This window comes from Granulicella sp. L60, assembly GCF_009765825.1.
Lineage (GTDB): Bacteria > Acidobacteriota > Terriglobia > Terriglobales > Acidobacteriaceae > Edaphobacter.
On sequence record NZ_LMUR01000018.1, the window covers coordinates 258,631 to 280,737 of the forward strand.

Consider the following 22,107-nt stretch of genomic DNA (forward strand, 5'->3'; position numbering starts at 1 on the left):
GAAGGCGCGGGCGACCATGCGGCGGCGGTCTTCGGGGAGCTCATGGTATTGCGACAGAGCGCCACGGACCTGTTGTCTCTGCGGCGGGGTGAGGTGCTCCATGTCTTCGGTGCGCTGCATGATGCGGCTGCGCTGCTCTGGTGTCATGTTGTTGAGCTGGGTGAGGCGGTCGCGCATACGTTGCTGGGTCTGGGGGGGCAGGTCGCGGAAGCCGGGTTCGTTTTCAAGGGCGCGCTGCTGGTCGGCGAGTGGAAGGTTGCTGTGACGATTCATCCACTGGGCGAGATGCTCCTGGTTCTGCCTTGGACCGACGTTGGATTGCGGGGCGCCCATGGGCCGCGCTTGACCGCCTGCTCTGCGCATCCCGCCTGGCTGGGCGAACGCTATCCCAGCGGCTGCGGACAGGAGCAGCGCGGCTATGCCGAGTCGGCACATGCTTCGGGATTTCACGAGAGATGGCATGGTATTCAATGAGATAGAAGGCCCATACACGGGTAACTTTGCATTTTTTGGGCTGCTAGAGAAGAGTAACTGCGATCTGTCTCCCTTCGAGATAAATATTTGTACCAGCCAAGCTTACATTTAGCTGGAAGGAGGAGCTGCAGCGTCATCGGGTTGGCTGTCGTCCTGGAGCTGATCCATCGTCTGCAGGGCCTGGTCGTTCTTGTCGAGAATCTGCAGATCCTGCACGGTGGCAGAGGCCTCCGTGTTTGGGTGAGAGGGAATCGTAAAGTCTGCGACGGTTCCACCGCCAACCAGAAGAATGAGGGCGAGAGCGCCTGCCATTGCGGGACGGAACTGGCGGCCGGTATTGAACTGGAGGCGAGACTTCAGGCGTTCGAACCAACCGGCCGGCGCCAGGGCCTGCTCTTCGCGCAGGCGGACGGCGAGCTTCTGGTCGAAGTAAGGGGAGGGCTCCGGCGCCTGCCATACATCGAGCAGGGCGAAGGTGGCCTCCATGGACTTGAACTCTCGGCTGCATTCCTCGCAGGAGTCGATGTGGGCGCGCACGGCGGCGTTGGAGGGCGCGGCCGGATCGAGGAGGAGATCAAGTACAGCGGATTGATATTTTTTGCAGATCATGGTGAACCTTTCCAACATCGGTTGCTTCAGGCGCGTTGTGCGTGTAGGCGCGTTTCGATTCTGAATTCTTCCCTAGTTTTCTTCATTAGATAAAGCCTTTGAGCTTCTCCCGCAGGGTCTGGTAGGCGCGGAAGAGGAGAGATTTTGTGGCGGACTCGCTCAGCTTGAGCACGTCGCCGATCTGCTTGTAGTCCATGCCTTCGTATTTATGCATGAGTACGGCCATGCGCTGGCGTTCCGGTAGATCGAGGACGTGCTGGCGGATGGCGTTGAGGCGCTCCTGGCGGAGGAGATTGGACTCGGCGCCGGGGGTTGAGTCGGCTACGTCGGGCGTGGTGCCGGTCTCGGAGTCGGCCTCGTCGAGATAGATGGTGGAGGCGGAACGCTCGTGCTTGGTGTCGCGCGCGTAGTTTACGCCGAGGTTGGTGGCGATGCGGTAGAGCCAGGTGCTGAAGCGGGCCTCGGCACGGTAGGTCTCGCGGGAGCGATAGATGCGGAGGAAGACCTCCTGGGCGAGCTCTTCGGCGACGGCCTGGTTGCGGACCATGCGGTACATGAAGTGAATGATAGGCTTGCGATATTTCTGGATGAGGAAGTCGAAGCCGGCCATGTTGCCGGTGCGCAACTCCATCATGATGGCGGCATCGTCCATCTGACCGAAGTCGCCGGCTGCGTGATGGGTTTCGGCAGCCTGGAGATTCTCGAGAAGCCGCGGGTTGATCGCGAGAGTAGCCATATCATCCATAACCCCGTCTTCGCGGTCGGGTTGCGGTTTCGGCTCAAATTCCGTTGGAATATCGCCTTCCGCTGGAATATCGCCGGCACCAGCCGAGCGGGGAGAATCTACCGGACCCGAACGACCGGGATTTGGAGGGGTAACGGGCATCCTGCTTTTCAAATTGTACCGCCATGGGGGTTGGCGGTTGTCGGTTGCTCCGAAGCATTGGTTCGGAAGGGGTTGGGGAGGCGCGGCGGTGTGGCCGAGATGAGAGGGAGATGTTATCCTTGAAAAAAGAAAGACTGGAGCCCTTCCGGTCTGTTGCGTGGCTTTGGTTGCGTAGCTTTGTGTATCTTGGGCGCATAACTCAGCGGTAGAGTGCCACCTTCACACGGTGGAAGTCGTAGGTTCGAATCCTGCTGTGCCCACCATAAAATCAACAACTTAGCGAAATCAAAGACGGTGCTTACGTAATGTGTACGTAATAGTCCGGTTTTGAGTCCGAGGTTGCGTCCGGCATAACGTGCCGCGGACGAGATGATCGTATGCAACTTGCTGGATTGACCTGTCATTCACAGAAGAGCGGTTTTCGCTCCTCTTACGGGTGAACTCCGTGAATCTTCGAGGCGATCGCTACACAGCGGCAGCCTACGGTGTTGATGTTCTCGCAGCTGTGAATCGGTATAGATGGAAGATCGGCGAGTTCGTATTCCCTGGCAGCCTCCACGCAGCTCGAACACGGACCACACGAAGAATTCTGAATCCTGGCCATAAGGACATTTTTATTCCTTCTCCAAGCGGAAACGTTTCTGAAAGAAGCGATGGAGGCGAAGAAATTATGAACAGTCGCTTTCGGCGTCATGGGGTGGCGCCATGGAAAGTTCACATCTGGGGTGAGCGTAAATCTACCCCCGATGAGTTCCGTCGCCATCCGTAGGCGAAGCTCTAGCAACTCACCGTCGGAGCAAAAGGAAAAGATAGGCAGCGGGGCAGTGAGACATTCTCGAAGATCGCTTGTGTCTGTCTCGCGGAGGTGCCCCTTGCCCATCGGGGGATAGAGCTGTCTATGAATTTCAATGGCACCAGCAAGGTTTCCGGCCTGAATGATACGCCTGACTTCGGACGCTTGCGCCTCACTCAATTTTTGCATGGCGAAGAGCATACACGCCAAAGCTCACTGCCGCTTCGCCCTTACACATCTGGGATGGATGGTTAGGTAGACGAAATGTGCGTAGACGCTGGCACCTAGAGAATCCGGTAGACCGTTTCGAGTTCCAGCTTCGGCATCAGCGACTTCGGCGGAAGACGCAGTCCGGAGAGGATTGTGTAGAGAGTTTGAGGATGGATTCCGAGCTGAGCAGCGTAATCGCTCGGCTCCAAGCCAGACTTTTGCATCTTCATCACTACCAGCATTTGAAGTTGGTCAGGCGATATGATCTCTGGCGCGCCGGGGATGCGGTAGGCGATCTCAAGACCGACCTTTTTTAGCAAATCAGGGCTAGGCTTTCTTGTTCCATTCGTGATCGCCCACAGCATCTGCCGCGTGATGCCCAACTTTTTGACGTAGTTTGTAGCGTCCAGTTTCAGAATCTGCATTTTGATAGTCAGGTACATCTTTAGCTGATCCGGCAGGATAATCGCGCTCGTTTCTGGCTTTCTTTTGGCAACCATGCCCCCAGCATAAGCAAGCCTGAACAGCATGTCTATGAAATCTAACGTGTCGATGTGCTTTTATAAACATAACAGTTGACATGTCTAAACTGTTATGTAATCTTCTACCAAGTTCAGTGACTTTGGAGGCTGTTGTGAGAAAGAAAAAAGTGATTCTTCGGGCGGATAAGGTGATGGCAAGGACCGGTCTTCCTAAATCGTCTCTCTACGCTATTCCGGGGTTCCCGGGCAGGATTTCATTGTCCGGTCGCCGGAGCGGATGGCTGGAGGATGAAGTAGAAGCTTGGATCGAGGGCCGGGTCAGAGCGTCCCGTTCAGGTGGCTTGTCGGATAGGTCGACGGCGGCATAAGCGCTATACGGAACGGTTGAGGATCCGATAATCCTCCGGTGTCGTCCGTCACCCGGCATCTTCACCAAGCGGCAAACCCGTCTGAATTTTCAATTTACCCAAACCCATTCGGAGTACCTGGATGCAAATACGCGACTGCAGACTTATGAATGAGGCTGGCGACCTCGATCGCTTTGTGACGCAGGAGTACGCCGATTGGCTGGTCGCGCGGGGTGGAGCGAAAAAGCTCACGCGAAAATTGAAGCTCAAAAGGTATCAACTGACCATGTCGACCAAGGCATCGGAGTCGCGTCTCTCGCCAACAAGTTTGACGGTCTCTGACATGGAGTCGCTGGCCGGCGTTCGCGATATGTCCCGCCGACTGGAAGATCGCCTCGAAGGCTACGCGGACCGCTCCATACATTAGGTTTCTCTTCTCTCATCTTGGACCTCCCTGCCGGGTTCTCCACGGTCAAACGCACTGGGCTAATGGCCTGGCGTCGAGACTGCAACCGGTAACGCGCCGCAGGCTCCAGCCCCGACGGTCGCGCGAAGTCAACAATACAGAGGGCTGGAAGAATCGCCGATAACGTGCGCAAAAACCTGACAATCGTTCCAGTCTTCGCTCCTGGAAAAAGTCCAACAGCGACTCCAATCAGCTACATCACACCCGACGCCGCCGATGATTTAGTGAAGCGTGGTCTCGCACTAAGCCTTAAGGGCAGATCGATAAGATTACTCGCCCGCGCCCGGATCTCTCCGTTTCGTCAGCTTGCAGAGCGGAACTCCGAAGCTAAGAGAGTCGGCAACGACCCTTCTAACCCTCGCGACATGGCAGCCGCTGATGGGGGCATCGATGGCTAAGGCGCCCGCATACCAGGAATATGCCGCCGACTATCTGGCCGACGAGACCATCAATCTGATGAGCCTTGAAGAAGAGGGCGCGCTGGCACGCCTCAAGCAGATTTGCTGGGTCTCCGAAAGTATTCCTTCCGATTTAGACAAGCTATCGCGCCTCTGCAAGGGAGCTCCAACTGTCGTTTTGAAAGCGGTGGTGGAGGCTTGCTTCAAGCCACATCCCAGCCTGCCCGATCGTTTGATCTATCCGAATCACGAGATCCAGAAAGAGAAGCAGGCCGAATGGAGGTTGAAATCGGCGGAGGCTGGAAAGAAGTCGGCGAAGGTTCGTAAAGAAAAAAAGAATAACGCAGAGTCCACCAACCAACCACCATCCTTGGTTGAACCAACAATCAACCAACCTTCAACTTTGGTTGAACCACCCTTTGAACCAAACGCCAACTCTTCTTTTTCGCATTCTCGAACATGCTGGATTACATCGCCGTGGGGGATAATGGCGCGGCGCGCGTTGACCTTTCTAAGCTCTCCCGCGAGCAGGCTGCTGCAATCTCTGAGATCACGGTTGAGGAGTTCACTGAGCGCACCGGCGAGGATGACAAAGGCAAGCCGACCTTTGAGAATGTCCGCCGCACGAAGTTCAAGCTCTCCGATAAACGCGGTGCCCTGGTAGATCTGGGCCGCCACCTGAAACTGTTCACGGATAAGGTGCAGGTGGACGGAGAGCTTCAGGTTGAGGTTCAGGATGTCAAGCAAAAGCTCCTTGCAAAGTTGCACTCGATAAATGGCACCTCCAACCCCCAAATTCGTTCCGGTAAATTCCGATGAAAAGCCATATAAAAAACCAGCAAGAACAGGCCGCCCAACTCCTCGCCGAAGGTCGCTATCAGTATGCGGAAATCGCTGAAAAGATTGGGATTGAGGTTCGCACGCTCTACAAGTGGCGCGCCCTCTCTACATTCACCGAACGTGTGTCCCAGCTTTCAAGTGACTTCCAGAAGCGTTCTTGGAGCCTCGGCATAACCCGAAAGTACTACCGCATAAACTGTCTCGCCAGCGTCCACAGCAAGCTTCTGACGGTGATAGAGCAGCGCGCCGAAGATCCGGACATGCAGAACGTGCCGGGTGGAAAGACCGGCCTGCTGGTGAAGACGTTCAAAGTCTCTGGTGAAATGGTGATGGCTGAATACGCCGTCGACACTGGCCTCATCCGCGTCAACGTCGGGATATCCTCCGACGCGAATGGCGTGGCCTCCACCAACCCGCCCGTCATTGGAGCATTGAACTTCGTGACTCCTCCACCGGGTCCGGTAGTAGTTATAAGCGGCAAGGCGGCCGTCAGGGGAAGTGCGCACATCAACTAATTATCAACACCACCAACCAAAAGGAGAATCACCATGTCAGTAGTAAACACAAGCGTCACAGGAAACACCTCACCACATGTCGTCATTGGCGGGTCTGAGTACCCGCTCGTTTCATTGACCTTTCGCCAGATCAACGAGATTGTGTTCGACAAGCGCGAGAACGAAGCGAATAAGGATATGGTCGAGCGCCGGCTGCGCGGTGTCGCCTACAGCCTCCTCAATGGCGGATCTTTCGAGGGGAAGAAGGCGGATGAAGTCATGGACATCGTCGACACCAAGACCCCCTGGATGGATGTCGGCACCGCCTTCGTGGCCATTCTTGAAGTCAGCGGTTTGAAAAAGGATGCACCGGGGGAAGCTCCGGCAGCCGGTTCGACTACAGACGAATCTGCTGCCGAATAGTCAACGCCCTGCAGGGTTGGAGTTTCAGAGACGTCGAGGATCTACCTTTTCCTGACGTCCTTGCACTCCTCGAATATTGGGAAGAATTCCCGCCAATCAATGAGCTATTCCGCAGCTTCTCCGGCTACAAGCCCACCCCCAAAAAACAGGTCCAGGATAACGAGGCCGTGCGGACCGCGAATAGCGTGTTCGGGCGAGCAACGCCCTATTCAGAGATGCCGCAGTTCTTGCGGGATGCTCATGCTCAGCACAGAAAGTAGGAATTGATGTCAGATGACTCCGTAATTCGGATAGGCACTTCAGTTGATATATCCAGCCTTCAATCGGGAATGGCGGCCGCCGCCGATGCAGTAGCATCCTCCTCTGCAAAGATGGAGGATGCACTCTCAGCAGCGGCTGATGCTTTCGATCAGACCGTAGCGGCGACAGAGGCCGCAACCGATGCGATCACCGAATCGTTTACTGCCATGTCCGCTCAGGGGCAAGAAGCGCTTGCCGCTTTCAGCGATAGCAGCGTCCAGGCGGCCACAATCGCTTCTGCAGCTATGGAGGACAGCGCAGCCGCCATTACCGCTGCGGTCGACATCCAGGCCGCGGCGTACGCCCAACTGGCTGAGGCCAAGGTAGCTGACATGCTGGCGACTAAGTTACTCGCCGGAGCTTATAAACAGCTACAAGACGGCGAACTTCAGGCTGGACTGGAGACGCAGGTCCTTGCGGGCTTCGAGGAGATCGCGGCCGTAGCTGCAACCAACCTGAAGGATGCCAAAGCCAACCTCGCCGAGGTAACCGAGTACCTGAACGTCCAGACGAGCATGGAGGCTACAGCAGACGAAGCCGTCACTGCGGCAACCAATGCCATGGCCGATTCAGAGGAGCGTGTAGCAACAGCCACGCGTGGCGCTATTTCAGCACGTATGGCAGCAAATACGGAGCTGCGTCTCTTTGAAGGCAACATGCAAGGCTCGACCCGGGCCGCCGGCGCTCTCCTGAGTATGATTCCCGGCCTTGGGGAGGCGATGCAAACCGCCTTTGTGGCGTTCGGTGCGCTCGCCCTGATTGAAGTACTCGCACAGGTGGGCGAAAAGCTCTATTCCTTGGAGCAGGCATGGGATTCCGTCGCTCAAGCTGAGAAACGTGCGAGTGATGAAGCGGGCAAGGTAATCGACTCAATGCAGGCCGCAGTCGATAGGGCCTCGGTCGCCGCACGCGACCTCATAGAGAACACCCAAGGCCATGTTGGCGCTCTCAAGTTCGATCTGGAGCATCTTCGCCTGACGGTCAATAGAGACGACGTTTCCAAGATTACCGATGCCGAAAACAAGGTGAAAAGCCTGCAGGCACGTGTCGCTGCGGGCACGTCGACGGTAGCAAGTGGAACTGTTGCCGGTCCTGGTGGTGCCGCCGTCGTCGGCTCTAAGCAAGTGGTCTCAGATGATGCCAGAGCTGCGCAGGCGGCCATGGCGAACGCCACGAACGAACTTGCAACGGCTCGTATAAACCTCAAGGCTGACACCGATCAGCTTTCCGTTGCTGAGATCCAATTGAAGGAAGCGCAGCAGCCCAAAGATACGAGCAACAAAGCTGCCAGCGAACACCTGAGAGCTCTCGAGGCGGGGCTGGTCCAGCAGGAGCTCGTCAATGGGAAGTCAGCCGCAAACGAGGCTGCTTACTGGTCGCAGTACGTCTCGACGTTCTCCGCCGGATCGTCGCAATACGACGCTGTCGCGCAGAAGTTGCTATCGGCAAAGCAAAGGGTCAGCGAGGAGTTTGGCAGGGATGCCATCCGCCAGGTCGAAAGCGATGCTCAGTCCGCTGCCAGCAGTGAGAAGCTCGGGGAGGAACTGACAAAGACGTACCTGGATATCTCGAAGCAACAGGAAGAAGCTGCCAAAACTCAGGCTGAATTCGACGCCGAGACACGCAAGATACAGGAGAGCGAAGCCGAGAACGCTGCCAGCTTGAGGCTGGCCGGCATTGCAGCCGCTGAGGCTGAGGGCGGTATTTCGAAGCTGGCCGCGGCTCAGCAGATCGCTGCGGTACATGCTCAGGAGTACACCGACAAGCTGAAGGCCTTGCAGGCCCAACTGGATGCCGTCAACAGCGAACAGCCGACCGATCAGAAGGGCGTAAATCAGCAGGAGTCACAGGGCGCCGGGATTCAGCAACAGATGACACAGGTGCAGGGACAAGCTGCCGTCTCCAAGAGTAACGATACGACTAAGGTCGCTCAGGCTCAAATGCAGCCGTATCTGAACGCGATCAATCAGGTAAATCAATCTTGGCTGACTACACAAAATGCCCTCATCAACGGCACCGAGCGAGTTGGTTTGGCATTCGCGAAGATGGGGCAGTCGCTAGTCTTGTCCGCCATTGACGGACTGGAAAAGCTCGCAGTCAAATCGCTGACTACGGAACTATTAATGAGGTCTCAGCGCACTGCGACAGTAGCTACGAACACGGCAACTGATGCCTCTGGCTCTGCAGCCTCCCTGGCGATCGCTCAAAGTGCTACCGCCTCGCAAAAGCTTTCAGCTGCAGAACTGGCGTTCACCAATACTTACGCCACCGTCTCCGGCTGGCCGGTTGTAGGCCCGGTCCTCGCACCCGTGCTCGCCGCTGGGGCATTCGCTGCGGTTGCAGCCTTTGAAGATGGGTCCGGATACATTCCACGCACTGGTATGGCGATCCTGCACCAAGGTGAAGCCGTCATCCCGGCACCGACTATGAATGAGCTCCGGGGTAGCTCAGTTGGTGGGGATCCTCTCACCATCAACCAGAACAATCATTTCAACGGCGGATCCACGGACGCCGACTTCGTCCGCCAGCTCAACAAGCATTCGAAGCACGTCGCTGGCGCCGTTCAAAAACACATGCGAAACGCGGGGCACTGATTTTACGAAAAACTGGCGCGCGGCAAAGCGGAAGTGCGAACGATTGCAGGCTAAAGGATCAGTTGAACTCAGCTAGTTGCTTGTCAGATATCCCTGCAAAAACACGGCATCAAACTCACCGGTGTAATAGGTTTGACATACATTCTCATCGTCTTCGACATACAGGTAGGAGCCGGACCCGAAAACGATTCCGGTCGGATAGGTGAAGTGGTAGTTTTGGTTTGGAGTTATATGCCAACGGCTGAAGGCCGGTTGATGGCCGTTACCGGAGGCGACTTGAAGGAAAAAGTCGCGGGAGGTGGAACATGCCTGACTGTCAGGCCTGGCCGTGATGTCGACGGACGTCACAACGAAGGATTTGCCGGTCGGCACTTGGAAATAAGTGCTACTGCCGTTGTAGTTATCAGTGTCTTTGTTAATCACGGTGCAAGGCACGTTATTGGTCGGGCACTGCAGGTCTAGGATCTGTGCTGCCTGGTGATCCGTGCTCTGGATGACCGCCGGATTCAACGCCGTATTCGTCACCTGCACCATCGCCGCCGTGACGGCGTATACCGCTTTGGGTGTCGTTAATACAAAGACTGAGGCCGCAACCGCCACGCTGCCTATCGCCAAAACAAGTTTATAAAGTCGCATCAGAGTCCCTTCATTTCTTTTCGTGACATGTTCCTGTTTACGGATAGCCAGCCGGCGACAAGCATTGCGCCTGTCCCGACCAGATCAAGCGATGTTGGCTCCGGCACTGGCGATGGGGCCGATCCCTTTGCCCCCGTCACGTCCAGGGCCCAGGCGGCTGTGTCAGTATTGCAATTCTCTTCATCCACGCAGGTCTGAAAGACACCGCCCGTCAGATCGATGAAGCCATCGCCAAGGTATGCCGGCGAGTTCTCAAAGACGGCCGACGGGAGGTACTCGCCGTCCGTCAGCAACACGGTGTAGGTTCCGGCCTCCAGCCCGCTGAACGATAGCGCAAGATCGCCGCACTGACCGGGAACGCTGCCGATCGTCACGGTTCCCGCCGGCGGACAGCCGGGCGCGTCATTCGTCAAAATGTCCGAGGTCCCACCTACAAATACGGCGGTGTCGCCGGTCCCGGAGAAGAATCCAACGAACGGATCAAACCCGCCGGGCGCAATCTTCGCTCCGGCCGCATTCACGCCGCCGCCAAACCCATACGTCTGCAAGGTCACCGTGCTATTGGCCCCCACATTAACCGCCACAGCGAAGCTATCCTCCGCATTGGCCAGAATGCCGGTGTACGAAACCGTCTCCGCCGGAACGGTGCCTGCGGCACAGATGACGGACATCAACATCACGATCCTGCCCCACAACCTGCGATTGTTCATAGTCTCCTCAAGTCACATTGAACATTTTCGAGCTTCTGTGCCGCGTCCCGGATTACAAGATCTCTGTGCCGATGCGTCCAAGATTGCCTTGGAGGAGGTGTTCGCGTCCTGATGGAAGTAGTATGGAACCACGATTTTTCTCAAATCGTGCACTCCGTCGATAACGTAAGTGGGTGAGACTGAGCCGACCAGGCGGCACAAGGAGAAGCGATGATCTTCCGATTCGACCGCTTCGACGCAGATGATGCTGCATTCCGACTGATTGCCGATGGTGTCCCCGTAGCCCTGGAGCCGAAGGCGCTTCGCCTTCTGCTCTACCTGATCCAGAACCGCGGACGCCTCATTCGCAAGCAGGAACTGCTCAACGCGGTCTGGATGGATGCTGCCGTAACCGAGAGTGCACTCACCCGCTCGGTTGGGCTGCTGCGCAAAGCGCTCGATGACAATTCACGGGCCCCCCGCTTCATCGAGACAGTGCCCACCGCCGGTTTTCGCTTCATTGCGCACGTCGACATCATCGCAGACGCGGAACCGGACGTCGAACGCGACACCATCCCGTTCGTGCCGCCACAAACACCCGCACCGCTCGCGCAGGCTTCGCCGAGGACCAGCTCACGATACCGCGTTGCCGCCGTAACTTTCCTTTGCCTTACCGCAGTTACAGCCTTCTGGTTCTTCACCAGGCGAAGCCGGGCGGAGCCGATCCGCTCGCTGGCTGTACTTCCGCTCGAAAACCTCTCCGGCGATCCCTCGCAGGAGTACTTCGCGGACGGTATGACGGACGAGTTGACCACCGAACTCGCGCGTATCCCCAACCTGCGGGTCGTCTCCCGCACGTCGGTGTTGGCCGGAAAGGGCACGCACCGGCCTTTGTCGGCCATCGCCCGCCAGCTTGACGTCGAAGCGATCATCGAAGGCTCCATCGTTCGCTCGGGTGATCGCATCCGTATTACGATCCAGCTGATCGACACACGCACCGATCGTCATCTTTGGGCCCAGTCCTTTGAGGGATCAGCCTCGGACGTTTTGTCTCTGCAAGATAGTGTTGCGCAACAGATCGCGGTCCAGACGCGGCTCGTCCTCACGCCTACCGCGCCGCACATGGCTGTCAACCCGGGAGCGCACGATGCGTATCTGCGGGGCCGCTACTTTTTCGACAAGCAGGACTTCTCGCACAGCCTGGAGTCCTTTCAGCAAGCGGTTACCCTTGATCCTACCTACGCCTCCGCGTTCGCCGGCTACGCGTCCGCGCTCGATGCCGCCGCAACGTTCGGCATCGGCACGCCCGAACAGTTGATGCCAAAGGCAGTGACAGCAGCGAAGCGGGCGATCGAGCTTGACCCTCAGAACGGTGAAGCCTACACGGCTCTGGGGAGCGTCGAGACGATCTACAAATGGAACTGGACCATGGCCGAGCAGAACATTACCCGCGGAATCGCGCTAAATCCGAACGATTCGATTGCCGAGTTCAAGTACGCGGTTTACCTGGATGCCGTTGGCCGGGCGGACGCTGCCGTGACTCACATGCGGCGCGCCGTTCAGCTCAACCCTCTTTCCTTCATCATCAATCGCAGGCTCGGTGCGACGCTGTACCTTGCCCGGCACTACGATGAGGCACTCTCCCAATTGCAGCGCGCGGCGGAGATGGAACAGCACACCGGCTCGATCGATAACTACATCAGTCTTATCTACGAGCAGAAGGGAGAACGCGATCAGGCCGTGCAGCACGATTTGATTGCGCTGCATGAGAAGAATCCCCGGTTCGACATCGCTGCTCTCCCTGGCATATATCAACAGCGTGGGTGGCAAGCATACTGGCGTGCGCGCACCCGCACCATCCTCAACACCTCATCGGACGCTTGCACCGCATACGAGATCGGCATCGCTGATCTTCGTGTCAACGAAGTGGACCAAGCGTTTGGCTCGTTTCAACATGCGCTCGACAGCCACTGTTTCTACATGGCACTCATCCGTGTGGACCCATTGCTCGACGCCGTACGCCACGACTCTCGGTACGCCGCTCTCCTGAAACGTATGCATCAGTAAACGCATCATCTCCTTGGAGATGGCTAAAGACCTCACTCTTTTATCGACCCCGCTAACACTGCCGAATTGCGCCCGCGTATTTTCGTCTCTCATGTAGGAGGCGCTGGACCGCTTTTTCTCTAGCGTTGACAGCCGACACGAGCGACATGAACTCGGTTCGGCTTTGCTGTATTACTCAAGCCTTGGCGCCGACTAAAGGAACCCGATTGAGCCCTAGAACCTGAATTGTCGTGGTCCCACGTTGCGTCAGGCTGCCGATCCCGCCATCCCCTCTAAGACTTATGTTTGTCTGTGCCATCAAAATAGGGATCAAGAAGAAGCGGGTTTTCGGCAACTTCTAAATCTGGAACCATAATGAGCTAAATCGGGCCGAGCCTTGCGTACGATTTGTTTCGTTACCCCATTCTCTGCAAGTGAGCGGAGTGGAATGACACCCCTCTGGGCTCATGATCGTCTCTCTGGTTGCTAGAACCTAGCGTGACCGCCACATTCCTCATGCGGGCAGTGGCATTTCATGGCCGTGACCTTCTTAGAGTCTTCACAGTGGGCGGAGCAGTACTTCTTGCCGTCTGTGCATATGCAGGTGCAGACTTCGCGCGCGCACTTTTTGGGTTGGCTGGACATTACCTACCTCCTAAACAAGTTGCGGAAGAACTCTAGCACGAATCAGAGATCATCTGTTCTGGCGGGCAAGCTTTGCATGGAGAACTGCATTGTGATTTACTTCTGAGCTAGCGCGCTCGGGAGGCGTAAATGTACGCTCAGCAACATACTTTTCTATGTCCTCCTGGTCGTACTTCACGCTTCTAGCCGTCAGACGAATGAACGGCGGGTCCGGTTTTGGCGCAATGCCAGCCGCGAAATGTTGAGGCCTCAACTCCCATCATCTCGGCAGCTTCTTTTGTCGAAATCAACTTCATTCTGACCTCATTTGGAGGGTTTATCAGTACTTTCGGGAATTCCCAGATAAGCCTCTAGGGCCTTTCGCGAGATGCGATAGACGCTACCTATTTTTTTGCCAGGGATCGTCCCGTCTTTCAGTCTGCGCATCATGGTTGGGTAGGAAATACGCACCACTTCGCAGGCCTCTCGCGGGGTTAGAACCTCCCCGCGCATACGTGCCAGCATCTTAGAGTTTCCGATTTCCATTTGCGAATCGTACACGTGTTTCCTCCGCCTTACCATCAGGCATGCGGCGCAGTGAGGCGCAACCCTCACCGCGCCATAGGAAGTAGCATGTTCGGTTGAGCTGAACCGGATAGGGATACTCCCCTCCGGTTCAGAGGCGCGCTACAAAGCGAAGATGACGGAAAGAAATACGACTGCTGCGATGAACAAGATCAAAATAGAGTACCCCGCGACTTGAAACGGAGATCGCCTGATTTTGAGGCATAGTGCATCATAGATTTTAGACACTAGGTTGCTCCTGACTGAGCGTTTACGGTGGTGCCCCTGCAAGGGCATTGCTGACTGGTGTCCGATAAGGGCCAGTCTAGAGGCTGGCCCTTATCCTTGGGTTTTCATGCTCATGGTGCAGCATGTATAGATCAAGCGATCGCCGCGGAGAGCGGCAATCATCTGCTAGTGAAGGATCGTTTCGGGAGAAATGGGTATCTCAGACGACCTCTTGATACTGTGTAAACTCAGACGATACTCTCGACGCTCCGCCGGTGTACGTGGAGTGAGACGGTCAGGGGAGAGTCGACCTGCGTTGTAGGCTCGCCAGATGGCGTAAAGGAAGCTATGCTCATCCCCGCTGGCAGCATCTTTTACAAACTGCTGCCTCAGCTTCCAATACATCGGGCAACGAGTGAGATTGAAGATCGGTTCGGGCCCGTCAATGTTGATATCGTTTTCGGATTCGCACTCTGCAGCCAGGGCTAAGTCTGTATTTTCTTGGTATGCGCCCCATAGAAAGTGATTTCCAAAATGCTCTTCGCTTTGGTTTTGTTTTTCATCTTCCCAAGGTTCGGGAAATTCTCGCTCTTCGGTATAGCTTTGCGAAGAGATCTTCATCAAGAGATCCCTGAACAGCACTTCTAGAGCTGGCTGTTCTTCCACCTCGGCGACCGAAGGGACTTCTGCTATTGAGGCAGATTTACGGTTTGTCCTAAAGGCAGAACGTTTTAAACTCGGGCGCTCCATCTTTCTATCCGAAGTTTTTCTGCGTGATGGCTGGACGGGGCTATTGGTATCAAGGATCGTGTCTTCGTGCATGTTGTTCTCCATTCCTAGGTGACGGTTCTTTGATATGGCGTGGGGCGCAGATTTGCCGATGAAGCAGAGCACGCTCCACAGGTCATAGAGTGTCGGTCATGCTTGCTTCAACAGCCAGTGAAGATCCACATTTGGAAAGATCTCCCTGGCCAGCGCACAGACGGCGCGCGTAAACATCCGATACGTTCGCATGAACTTGATCGACGCAGGGGATCCTTCGGGCTGGGTATCGCAAAAGGAGTTGCCCTCCGCGAGTGCAGCCGCATAGGTGGAAAGCACATCATCCAGCAGCTTGAGAAGCAAATTCTTTCTCCTATCGAACACCGTATCGTTGTCAGCAAATCTCGCCCTCGAAAGAGCTTGGGTTACCTCTACCCACCATCCGACGGCTGGTAGCATTTCATTGAAATAGCGGCCATCTAGCAAATCCTCCTCTAATCCACGAGCGTATTTGTATCTACCTTCGTAGATCGCGTCGAGGTCTTCGACCGAGATAGTCAGAGTAGGGCGATTGACGCGGCATCTATTAATGGCTTCGAGAGTGCCAAACGAGTCCTCAAGAGGCATGGCTTGCAGTGAAGGAAACTGGAAGGGATAGTTGGAAATACTCGACATACTGTTCTCCGTTCTGGTTGTCGGCGCTGTGATGGAGCGTAGGTCCGCCTTCATGGGCCAAGGCGCCACGCAGGTCGTCGGACCGCCCTCGAGCGGAGGGCGGATCTGGCGGGTGCTCTAGAGTTTGTCGGGAGTTATAGGAGGATTGGCAGCATCAAACACTGCCACATCGATGCGGGCAGGTGACATCTTGCCAGCCAGGTACATGCGACTGCATAGGCAGAGCAGATTGAAATCCCCACTCAGCTGTTGAAAGTCTTTGACCAGAAGAGCATACATCGGCGATTCCTTCATCGCGGCCATCGCAGTTGCTATGACTGGCTCCATCTGACCGGTTACGTCGCCGTAGCAGATCCTTGAGAGGTCGGTCTGAGCGTCGCTGAGACCCCAGCCGAAGAGGTGTCGGAGATCTGCCAGCTTGTCATCAAACCGCTTCATTTGGGCGGCGGTGGGTTTGGTGGATTTCTTCTTGAAGACGCGGGTGGGTGTAGCGCTGATATTCTTCTTGGTAGCCACTGTGAGTTCTCCTGGAACTTCTCTGGTTAGCCTCTGGCTGAGTGTTCTAGCACTCACTGGAGGCGTTTTATTGTTTGAAGAGTGCCTGGCGCTCTCCTCTGTCGGCGCCAATCAAGCTTGGATCAGGTTAGTAGGTTTCTGCTCGGCATCATTAGGTTCAGCACCGCGAGCAGACATTGCGTCGTAAGCTTTGTTCGTTGTTCTAGACACTGCGATGATATGACCGCCGTTATACGTTTCGCAGATGCATTCGGTGGGCAGCTCTTTGAATGACATTTGAACCTCCTTGAAGCTGTCTCTATATTCGTCCAACTAGTTGGACTTGTCAATAGAGTTGGACAAATATATTTTCAGCGAATACACTTCTTACATGGAGATTGACCTGGCGCAGGTAAAGGGGTTCGTGGAGAAACTTGCTGAGGACGCCGGCGGCGTTCGCCCCTTAGCTGCAAAGCTTGGCGTCTCTCATGAAACGATCTACAGCGCTATCAAAGGAAAGTGGCCAAGTAAGAAACTGGCGTCCGTCCTGAACCTGAGACTGCTCCCGCCGTCAAAAGCTGTCCGAGATGAAATGCTGAAATAGCACATTTCCGCAGTCCATTCCAAACTAAGAAAGCTCGTTCGTACTATCGAGGTAGGTATCCAGATTCTTCCTTGAGCAGCGCCATTTAGAGCCTATCTTCTTCGCCGGTATAGTGCCATCCTCAAACCTGCGTATCACGGTCCGGAAGTTGAGCTGAAGAATCTCGGCTACCTGATATGGAGTCAGAACCTCATTCCGTATCCTATCTTTCGTGCGCTTATTTTCCAGTGTCATCGGGAAGATCCTAGCAGCATATTCTCGGGCTAAGTGTTGCATTCTTTGTTCTGCCACTAATTGGTGGCCCGACGAGCCACTAATTAGTGGCGCGCGTCTCATATATGAGATTCCCACAGGCTTTTGCCACTAATTACTGGCTGGTCTCGAAAACGTAGAGCTAAGCTACCTGGATGAAGAGAATCTCGCTGACGGAATTTTGGTATTCAATGATTCGAGGCGTAGAACGCGAACTCTACCTGTTGCGTCTTGAGGAGGCCGATATCCTGAAGATGGACCAGGCATACCGAAAAGGATCTCCATTGCCGAGTCCCAGACTCCTCGAAACACGAGCTGAGATCGCGAAAAAGATGGACTATCTCGCTGATCTCCAGTCAACGCTCGCAGAAGTTCAAGAGTTGGAGCGACAGCTTCATAAGCCGCCGGAGACCCAACGCCCCTCCAGCTATTCCAAGGCGCAACAGACCAAACGGAATCGCGGCCTCTGATGGTGTCAAGCTCATAAGCAAAACTTTGCACCGCTGCCTGACGAACTCCACCGGATTAGAGGTCAGATGATGACGACGGGAAACCTGACGCCCATGACCAGTAGACGAAGAAGGTCCGCCGGCGATCGTCTATCTCAACACGCTCGATACCGCGGGCGGATGCGCAGAGATAAGATGCCTTGGTCTAGTCGATGATGGGACCGATGCGTTCCACCATCGAAATTAGCATGGCACGTGCTCCAGGCAGCCTAAGCCACACTATTTTATTAAATGGCAAAAGCCCGTCACCGGACCCAATGCAGACAACTCAATGGGGATGGCAGCGGGCTTTTTGGTGTTCAATGTGGAAGCTGTTGTGTTCTCACTCCAACAGTCTACGATTGGGCCCAAGAATTTTCTATCCACCCGAAGTTGCATGATGAATGCCACAAACGTCAGGATCACTTTTGACACTCTGGCAATCCTGCAGTTGGCAGAAGATTCGACTGCATTGCCTCAAGGCGACATGTCTTTGCTCCTCTTTCTCATACCAATCTTTTTGGCGGCAGTCCTTCGTCATGAGATCGCTGTAGAGCTATAGAAACTGTTCTCTGTACAAGCTCACGGTAGCGTGTCTCTGAAATCAGGAGATCTGCTTCCAATTCTGAGCGAAGCTTCATTGCGCTGAACCTTATTTGGAGTGGATTGAAGGTGGGATGGACAGGGGAGTGGCGTTCGGATCGAACCTGCGGCTCACTCCCTCGTACTCTCAATATGATGCGCGACGCATGCGGAAGTCTGTCTGTAAGATCGCTATCAATATGGTTAGCTGAACTCGTCATCTGAGTGGGATATTGCCGTTTCGGTTTCTGCCAGAGCTGCATACAGCTCGTACATCATAGCGCTGTTTGGAACCCCATCTGAGATTTTTGATTGTTCGATATTTATTTCGTCTAACAGACATTCGCGTCTGCGATGCAACTCTCGTACTGAACGCATTACTACTAAGATGGTTTCCCAATCGCTTCGTTTGCATGGCCACGTTCAGTTTCTAGTCTTTGTTCTCACACAATAAACAACACATGCTAGAGCCAAAATGACAGACACTACCATCACACCGACGACATCATGATCATATTCAGGCAGGTCTCTATCGAATGAATCAGTGCTGCTGCTATAGAGACGGCGAACAACACGATGCCACATTCACTCATAACTTGTCTGGTTCTCGAATTTGTCATGCGGAATGATCAGACCAACAAGTTATATTTGTCGAGCAGAAAGTGAAGTCAACCAAACAGAGAGCCCGTTTCATCTGCGCACGGCTCACATGGCTCCAGCAACTCAGGTGAGTTGTTCCTTACGTTCCCAACGTTCTTGCTGACCTTCCACGCCGTCATCTCTTCTGCGACGTGCGGCCTCAATACATCCACTGGAGGCTGTTGAGGATCTACAGGGCCAAGCCATCGGCTCCAATCAGCCCGTGGAACTATCACAGGCATACGAGTATGTATTGGTTGCATGAGTTCGTTTGGATCTGTAGTGATGATGGTAAAAGTCTCTAGCGGGAGATCCGGCACTGGGTCTCTCCACCTCTCCCACAATCCAGCGAACGCCATAGGCTCTTTGTCCAGCCTGCCAATCGCAAACGCTTGCTTATCCTTGCCTTGTAGCTTCTGCCACTCGTAAAACAAGTCAGCCGGGACAAGGCAATGACGCTTCTTGAATGCATTTCTGAATGTGTTCGCACTAGTGATCGTCTCAGCCCTGGCATTGATTGTGCTGAATCCGATCTTGGAGTCTTTCGCCCAGAAAGGAATCAATCCCCACCGCATCATGGTCAGTTCGCGTTCATTCTCTGCATTCAATCTCACCACGGCTGGAATGTTTGAGGTGCAACGTTGAAGTCTGGAGGCAGAACGAAGCCAGGCGGGAGCTTGCCGAGCTTGAATGCCTCGGCAATGCGTTGTTTATCAGACCGCCTGACGTATCTTCCGCACATCGGGTTCCATGCTACCGCACAGCGAGTTTGCGCCGCATCGCTCCGAACAGATCGGCGCCTGTTCCTAGCAAAGCAAAGGAAGATGGCTCTGGGACGGGTGAATACGTGACCTCCAACCGTCACCACGTTCCCTACGGATGAAATGCTGCTTATCGCATACGACGCCGGAGCCGACTCTGTTTTTCATCGCAACCTCTGGCATCTCCCGTTAAGAATGAAATTTTAAGCAGCCAAGAAGTAAAGCAAAGGAAAATCCAACACAGATCATGCCAGTTCTAACACTTACGAATCGGCAAACTAGGTCTTTGTCAAAGTAGAGCCAGAACAAGATGAAGAGCAGTGGATCGTAGTAGCGTTGATAGACGATCTTCATCGTAAGCGTAGGAGCTAGGAGTGCGATCAGCAGGAATGAGGTCTGCCAGTTCAGGTTACGAAAAAGTTGTATCAGAATGATTAGTCCGGCATAGGCAAATAGTACGAAGAATGGAGCACCGAGTTTGCCGCAATGCTCGAACAGCTTACTGGCGATGCCCCCTCCAGGTCCTGTTGGCAGCCTAAAGCGGAGAAATATGAGCAAGCACAGAATGCCGCCAGATGCGATGACGATCCACCCTCGACGGGAAAACGGCAGAACCCCGCCAATACCGCGTTGCAGTGTCAATTCAATCAGGAACGGCAGCGAGTAAAAAGCGACCATCGTAAGCGGGTACAGTGCTATCGCCATAGATGTGCCTTGATGCAGGACTTGAAACGATGGTGGAGTAAATCCTTTCCACGTCATGACTAAATACAGCCCAGGGATGGCAAACAGCGCAAATGTTATGAAGGCAGCCGCACGCATCTTCGGCCATGCCTGGAAAAAGAGTACTAGAGCAAACATGGGCAGAAATAGATAGTTCTGGCGGGTATAGAACGCGGCTGAGCTAACAAGTGCTGTCAGTGCAATGATTGCTAGAAGGTATGGGGATTGAGTATTCCGCGTGGCATGGCCATCCATAATCGGCCGAATCAGCAGAAATACTACAAGCACAAACCATAAGGGCATGGCATCGGTTACCGGCCAGTACGACATGCTCATGTAAAACGGGGAAACCAAGAGTGTTGCGCCTAAGACTAGGGCAAAACCGAGGTTGTCTTCTTCGAACCGCCTGTAAACGGCATACACGAACAGGCTGCATTGCAGCAAAGCCAAGCCTACATGAACCGCTCGAAATGCCGTGTCGTAGCCGAGCAAGGGATTAAGAGATTCAAGCATGTGGAACAGCGGAGTGGTAGCCGAGCTATAGTCGCGAACGGCGTGTGACCATGGCTGATTGTGAAACAGGTAGATAGCGGGCAAGTGAAAGCGATAGAGGTCGAACCGCGCGCCGCCGTCTGGGTCCCAATTGAGAAAAAAGCCAACGAGAAAAAGCGTGGCAGCGAGGGTAATCATGATGACAGAAGAGACACTGAATCGCTGGTGGTAATGCCGTGTCGGTATAACCTGTGCGCTTGTTGCCATATAACTACCTCCGAATATCTCTCTAGGATTCGTTTTAAGCAATTTCAAACGGCGATACACCCCTTCCAGCTTGAAAGGGCTGGCGCCCCTTACGTCCACATCGTTGCGACGCAATTGTCGTCCGTGTCCGGCATATTGCTGGTGCAGAACCTGCATGCGGAGAGGGGATCTCTGCTGAATCTCCGTGAGCGCTGCTTCTGTGCCGTCGGTCGAACCATCGTTGATGACGATGACGTCGAAGTTGGTTAGAGTCTGTGCTTCCGGGTGCTCCAGACAGAGACGAAGCGTAAGCAGATGATTGAACGTTGGAATGACGACTGTGATGACGCTCGGCGCAGTGGGTCCTTCGCTCATGCGGCTCTCCCTTCATCTGCTGGATAGGCCAGCGAATACTAGAGAACTGACGTGCGGATGAATGCTAGGGGGCCCATGAATCGTGGGGAGTCACATGATCCTACAGCATTTGGCCACGTTTTTAGCCAAATGTTAGAGATATTGGATCTGCAATAGATGCGAGAACACTGGAGTTGACCGGGATCTGAAGTGTATCGGGGCGTGCTGCCGTGACATTAAATCGAGAGAGGGCTCTCGCGAGAGACCGTGCGCTTCGCATAAATGAACCTCTGCTTAAGATGGCGAAACACTTTGGTATCGCTCACGATATGCAGTATCTGTATGCAAAGTCTAGGGAAATGATTGGAACAGGATTGCCCTTTCTATTCTTGATTGTGATCCCACCCACGCAACCAAGCTGCGCCTCTGGTCTTGTCCCGAGGCTCACCATTGCGATGGGCCACCATCCCGAAGATCTATTCTGCTATCTCGTTCTGCTCTTCAACCTGGGTGTCCACGTACTCGTACACGTCGTCCATGTGGATATCGACGAGTGCCCTATGCGATTGGCCTAACTCTGTTCAGCTTGCGATACCGATTGCCGCCGTCGCTACGGGTAACCACCAGCCGGTTGCGCTCATAGAGATCAGGAGTCACGATCACATTGGCGATCCCTGTTTCATCCTCCATCGAGAGGAAGATGAATCCTTTTGCTGTTCCGGGCCGCTGTCGAGCAATGATGCATCCTGAGCGTTCATGGCATCGAAGTATCGCGCGGCACAGCATCGGGGTGCGACCACCTAATCAAGTCTACATCTCGTCCCAGACAATGAGTTTCATGTTGAGGAGACTAGCAGTTTACGGTCGCTGTGGTTCTGCAACGTTAGACCGGTTCGTCCCGCAAGAATATGGAGCCGGGGATATTCCCATG

Annotated in this window: 26 protein-coding genes and 1 tRNA gene; 11 read left to right on the plus strand and 16 right to left on the minus strand. The window is 54.7% G+C overall.

What is annotated here, in order from left to right:
- The coding region (locus GSQ82_RS11525; RefSeq protein WP_158792432.1) for a DUF3106 domain-containing protein at nt 1-273 on the minus strand (273 nt) is incomplete at its 3' end.
- Here GSQ82_RS11525 and GSQ82_RS11530 point away from each other — a divergent pair.
- Nucleotides 262-474 (plus strand): hypothetical protein, encoded by a 213-nt coding sequence (locus GSQ82_RS11530; protein WP_158792433.1) that lies wholly within the window; start codon nt 262-264, stop codon nt 472-474. The genes GSQ82_RS11525 and GSQ82_RS11530 overlap by 12 nt on opposite strands.
- Nucleotides 475-582: 108 nt before the next feature.
- Here GSQ82_RS11530 and GSQ82_RS11535 read toward each other — a convergent pair whose 3' ends face one another.
- Entirely contained in the window at nt 583-1,083 is a 501-nt protein-coding gene (locus GSQ82_RS11535) for a hypothetical protein (RefSeq protein ID WP_158792434.1), read from the minus strand.
- Nucleotides 1,084-1,168: 85 nt separating this feature from the next.
- Nucleotides 1,169-1,819, minus strand: coding sequence for an RNA polymerase sigma factor (locus GSQ82_RS11540; protein ID WP_254061589.1), 651 nt, complete (start codon nt 1,817-1,819; stop codon nt 1,169-1,171).
- A 338-nt stretch (nt 1,820-2,157) separates the two neighbouring features.
- On the opposite strand from GSQ82_RS11540, the gene GSQ82_RS11545 reads away from it, so the two are divergent.
- Nucleotides 2,158-2,232: transfer RNA gene (locus tag GSQ82_RS11545), tRNA-Val, on the plus strand.
- Nucleotides 2,233-3,046: 814 nt separating this feature from the next.
- Here GSQ82_RS11545 and GSQ82_RS11550 read toward each other — a convergent pair.
- Nucleotides 3,047-3,502: a hypothetical protein gene (locus tag GSQ82_RS11550; protein WP_158792436.1), complete on the minus strand. Its 456-nt coding sequence runs from the start codon at nt 3,500-3,502 to the stop codon at nt 3,047-3,049.
- Between the two features lie 50 nt (nt 3,503-3,552).
- Between GSQ82_RS11550 and GSQ82_RS11555 the strand changes: the two genes are divergently transcribed.
- The 3 genes from GSQ82_RS11555 to GSQ82_RS11565 all read left to right on the plus strand — a co-directional run bounded on the left by GSQ82_RS11555 (nt 3,553) and on the right by GSQ82_RS11565 (nt 4,665).
- Nucleotides 3,553-3,822 carry an AlpA family transcriptional regulator gene (locus tag GSQ82_RS11555; protein WP_158792437.1) on the plus strand — a complete coding sequence of 90 codons (270 nt, stop codon included), beginning with the start codon at nt 3,553-3,555 and terminating at the stop codon, nt 3,820-3,822.
- A gap of 121 nt (nt 3,823-3,943) precedes the next feature.
- Nucleotides 3,944-4,228 (plus strand): hypothetical protein, encoded by a 285-nt coding sequence (locus GSQ82_RS11560; protein ID WP_158792438.1) that lies wholly within the window; start codon nt 3,944-3,946, stop codon nt 4,226-4,228.
- Nucleotides 4,229-4,392: 164 nt separating this feature from the next.
- A complete protein-coding gene (locus tag GSQ82_RS11565) occupies nt 4,393-4,665 on the plus strand; it encodes a hypothetical protein (RefSeq protein ID WP_158792439.1) in 273 nt (90 codons plus the stop codon).
- 246 nt (nt 4,666-4,911) lie between these two features.
- On the opposite strand, the gene GSQ82_RS11570 is transcribed toward GSQ82_RS11565, so the two are convergent.
- Nucleotides 4,912-5,412, minus strand: coding sequence for a hypothetical protein (locus GSQ82_RS11570; RefSeq protein ID WP_158792440.1), 501 nt, complete (start codon nt 5,410-5,412; stop codon nt 4,912-4,914).
- 68 nt (nt 5,413-5,480) lie between these two features.
- On the opposite strand from GSQ82_RS11570, the gene GSQ82_RS11575 reads away from it, so the two are divergent.
- The 3 genes from GSQ82_RS11575 (at nt 5,481) to GSQ82_RS11585 (ending at nt 9,316) form a co-directional block, all read left to right on the plus strand.
- Nucleotides 5,481-6,020, plus strand: coding sequence for a phBC6A51 family helix-turn-helix protein (locus GSQ82_RS11575; protein WP_158792441.1), 540 nt, complete (start codon nt 5,481-5,483; stop codon nt 6,018-6,020).
- A gap of 33 nt (nt 6,021-6,053) precedes the next feature.
- Nucleotides 6,054-6,422, plus strand: a complete 369-nt coding sequence (locus GSQ82_RS11580; RefSeq protein ID WP_158792442.1) for a hypothetical protein — start codon at nt 6,054-6,056, stop codon at nt 6,420-6,422.
- 266 nt (nt 6,423-6,688) lie between these two features.
- Nucleotides 6,689-9,316 carry a hypothetical protein gene (locus GSQ82_RS11585; RefSeq protein WP_158792443.1) on the plus strand — a complete coding sequence of 876 codons (2,628 nt, stop codon included), beginning with the start codon at nt 6,689-6,691 and terminating at the stop codon, nt 9,314-9,316.
- Nucleotides 9,317-9,388: 72 nt separating this feature from the next.
- Here GSQ82_RS11585 and GSQ82_RS11590 read toward each other — a convergent pair whose 3' ends face one another.
- Nucleotides 9,389-9,952 carry a hypothetical protein gene (locus GSQ82_RS11590; RefSeq protein WP_158792444.1) on the minus strand — a complete coding sequence of 188 codons (564 nt, stop codon included), beginning with the start codon at nt 9,950-9,952 and terminating at the stop codon, nt 9,389-9,391.
- Complete coding sequence (locus GSQ82_RS11595) at nt 9,952-10,662, minus strand: DVUA0089 family protein (RefSeq protein ID WP_158792445.1); 711 nt, start codon at nt 10,660-10,662, stop codon at nt 9,952-9,954. Before GSQ82_RS11595 ends, GSQ82_RS11590 begins: the two co-directional genes overlap by 1 nt.
- Nucleotides 10,663-10,872: 210 nt before the next feature.
- Between GSQ82_RS11595 and GSQ82_RS11600 the strand changes: the two genes are divergently transcribed.
- Complete coding sequence (locus GSQ82_RS11600) at nt 10,873-12,708, plus strand: winged helix-turn-helix domain-containing protein (RefSeq protein WP_158792446.1); 1,836 nt, start codon at nt 10,873-10,875, stop codon at nt 12,706-12,708.
- Between the two features lie 927 nt (nt 12,709-13,635).
- Here GSQ82_RS11600 and GSQ82_RS25705 read toward each other — a convergent pair.
- The 5 genes from GSQ82_RS25705 to GSQ82_RS11625 form a co-directional block, all read right to left on the minus strand.
- Nucleotides 13,636-13,893 carry a helix-turn-helix domain-containing protein gene (locus GSQ82_RS25705; protein ID WP_371417196.1) on the minus strand — a complete coding sequence of 86 codons (258 nt, stop codon included), beginning with the start codon at nt 13,891-13,893 and terminating at the stop codon, nt 13,636-13,638.
- A gap of 396 nt (nt 13,894-14,289) precedes the next feature.
- Nucleotides 14,290-14,925 carry a hypothetical protein gene (locus GSQ82_RS11610; protein ID WP_158792448.1) on the minus strand — a complete coding sequence of 212 codons (636 nt, stop codon included), beginning with the start codon at nt 14,923-14,925 and terminating at the stop codon, nt 14,290-14,292.
- A gap of 96 nt (nt 14,926-15,021) precedes the next feature.
- Nucleotides 15,022-15,540 (minus strand): hypothetical protein, encoded by a 519-nt coding sequence (locus GSQ82_RS11615; RefSeq protein ID WP_158792449.1) that lies wholly within the window; start codon nt 15,538-15,540, stop codon nt 15,022-15,024.
- A 117-nt stretch (nt 15,541-15,657) separates the two neighbouring features.
- On the minus strand, nt 15,658-16,056 hold the full coding sequence (locus GSQ82_RS11620; protein WP_158792450.1) for a hypothetical protein: 399 nt from the start codon (nt 16,054-16,056) through the stop codon (nt 15,658-15,660).
- 111 nt (nt 16,057-16,167) lie between these two features.
- On the minus strand, nt 16,168-16,332 hold the full coding sequence (locus tag GSQ82_RS11625) for a hypothetical protein (protein WP_158792451.1): 165 nt from the start codon (nt 16,330-16,332) through the stop codon (nt 16,168-16,170).
- 94 nt (nt 16,333-16,426) lie between these two features.
- On the opposite strand from GSQ82_RS11625, the gene GSQ82_RS11630 reads away from it, so the two are divergent.
- Complete coding sequence (locus GSQ82_RS11630) at nt 16,427-16,639, plus strand: hypothetical protein (RefSeq protein WP_216847074.1); 213 nt, start codon at nt 16,427-16,429, stop codon at nt 16,637-16,639.
- Nucleotides 16,640-16,663: 24 nt separating this feature from the next.
- Here the strand turns inward: GSQ82_RS11630 and GSQ82_RS25710 are convergent, their stop codons facing one another.
- Entirely contained in the window at nt 16,664-16,975 is a 312-nt protein-coding gene (locus GSQ82_RS25710; RefSeq protein ID WP_371417197.1) for a helix-turn-helix domain-containing protein, read from the minus strand.
- A 71-nt stretch (nt 16,976-17,046) separates the two neighbouring features.
- On the opposite strand from GSQ82_RS25710, the gene GSQ82_RS11640 reads away from it, so the two are divergent.
- Nucleotides 17,047-17,361, plus strand: a complete 315-nt coding sequence (locus GSQ82_RS11640; RefSeq protein ID WP_158792454.1) for a hypothetical protein — start codon at nt 17,047-17,049, stop codon at nt 17,359-17,361.
- A 1,268-nt stretch (nt 17,362-18,629) separates the two neighbouring features.
- Here GSQ82_RS11640 and GSQ82_RS11645 read toward each other — a convergent pair.
- The 3 genes from GSQ82_RS11645 to GSQ82_RS11655 form a co-directional block, all read right to left on the minus strand.
- Nucleotides 18,630-19,208, minus strand: a complete 579-nt coding sequence (locus GSQ82_RS11645) for an SOS response-associated peptidase (protein ID WP_254061590.1) — start codon at nt 19,206-19,208, stop codon at nt 18,630-18,632.
- 145 nt (nt 19,209-19,353) lie between these two features.
- Nucleotides 19,354-19,458: a PEP-CTERM sorting domain-containing protein gene (locus GSQ82_RS25715; protein ID WP_158792455.1), complete on the minus strand. Its 105-nt coding sequence runs from the start codon at nt 19,456-19,458 to the stop codon at nt 19,354-19,356.
- A 92-nt stretch (nt 19,459-19,550) separates the two neighbouring features.
- On the minus strand, nt 19,551-21,197 hold the full coding sequence (locus tag GSQ82_RS11655) for a glycosyltransferase family 2 protein (protein WP_158792456.1): 1,647 nt from the start codon (nt 21,195-21,197) through the stop codon (nt 19,551-19,553).
- Between the last annotated feature and the right edge of the window lie 910 nt (nt 21,198-22,107).

Coding starts and splice junctions, on each gene's coding strand:
- GSQ82_RS25710 (WP_371417197.1), bottom strand. CDS start 16,975: ATGAGACGCGCGCCACTAATTAGTGGCTCGTCGGGCCACCAATTAGTG.
- GSQ82_RS11540 (WP_254061589.1), bottom strand. CDS start 1,819: ATGGCTACTCTCGCGATCAACCCGCGGCTTCTCGAGAATCTCCAGGCT.
- GSQ82_RS11640 (WP_158792454.1), top strand. CDS start 17,047: ATGAAGAGAATCTCGCTGACGGAATTTTGGTATTCAATGATTCGAGGC.
- GSQ82_RS11590 (WP_158792444.1), bottom strand. CDS start 9,952: ATGCGACTTTATAAACTTGTTTTGGCGATAGGCAGCGTGGCGGTTGCG.
- GSQ82_RS25705 (WP_371417196.1), bottom strand. CDS start 13,893: ATGGTAAGGCGGAGGAAACACGTGTACGATTCGCAAATGGAAATCGGA.
- GSQ82_RS11535 (WP_158792434.1), bottom strand. CDS start 1,083: ATGATCTGCAAAAAATATCAATCCGCTGTACTTGATCTCCTCCTCGAT.
- GSQ82_RS11550 (WP_158792436.1), bottom strand. CDS start 3,502: ATGCTGTTCAGGCTTGCTTATGCTGGGGGCATGGTTGCCAAAAGAAAG.
- GSQ82_RS11580 (WP_158792442.1), top strand. CDS start 6,054: ATGTCAGTAGTAAACACAAGCGTCACAGGAAACACCTCACCACATGTC.
- GSQ82_RS11625 (WP_158792451.1), bottom strand. CDS start 16,332: ATGTCATTCAAAGAGCTGCCCACCGAATGCATCTGCGAAACGTATAAC.
- GSQ82_RS11610 (WP_158792448.1), bottom strand. CDS start 14,925: ATGCACGAAGACACGATCCTTGATACCAATAGCCCCGTCCAGCCATCA.
- GSQ82_RS11655 (WP_158792456.1), bottom strand. CDS start 21,197: ATGAGCGAAGGACCCACTGCGCCGAGCGTCATCACAGTCGTCATTCCA.
- GSQ82_RS11575 (WP_158792441.1), top strand. CDS start 5,481: ATGAAAAGCCATATAAAAAACCAGCAAGAACAGGCCGCCCAACTCCTC.
- GSQ82_RS11595 (WP_158792445.1), bottom strand. CDS start 10,662: ATGAACAATCGCAGGTTGTGGGGCAGGATCGTGATGTTGATGTCCGTC.
- GSQ82_RS11560 (WP_158792438.1), top strand. CDS start 3,944: ATGCAAATACGCGACTGCAGACTTATGAATGAGGCTGGCGACCTCGAT.
- GSQ82_RS11585 (WP_158792443.1), top strand. CDS start 6,689: ATGTCAGATGACTCCGTAATTCGGATAGGCACTTCAGTTGATATATCC.
- GSQ82_RS11600 (WP_158792446.1), top strand. CDS start 10,873: ATGATCTTCCGATTCGACCGCTTCGACGCAGATGATGCTGCATTCCGA.
- GSQ82_RS11555 (WP_158792437.1), top strand. CDS start 3,553: ATGTCTAAACTGTTATGTAATCTTCTACCAAGTTCAGTGACTTTGGAG.
- GSQ82_RS11615 (WP_158792449.1), bottom strand. CDS start 15,540: ATGTCGAGTATTTCCAACTATCCCTTCCAGTTTCCTTCACTGCAAGCC.
- GSQ82_RS11630 (WP_216847074.1), top strand. CDS start 16,427: ATGGAGATTGACCTGGCGCAGGTAAAGGGGTTCGTGGAGAAACTTGCT.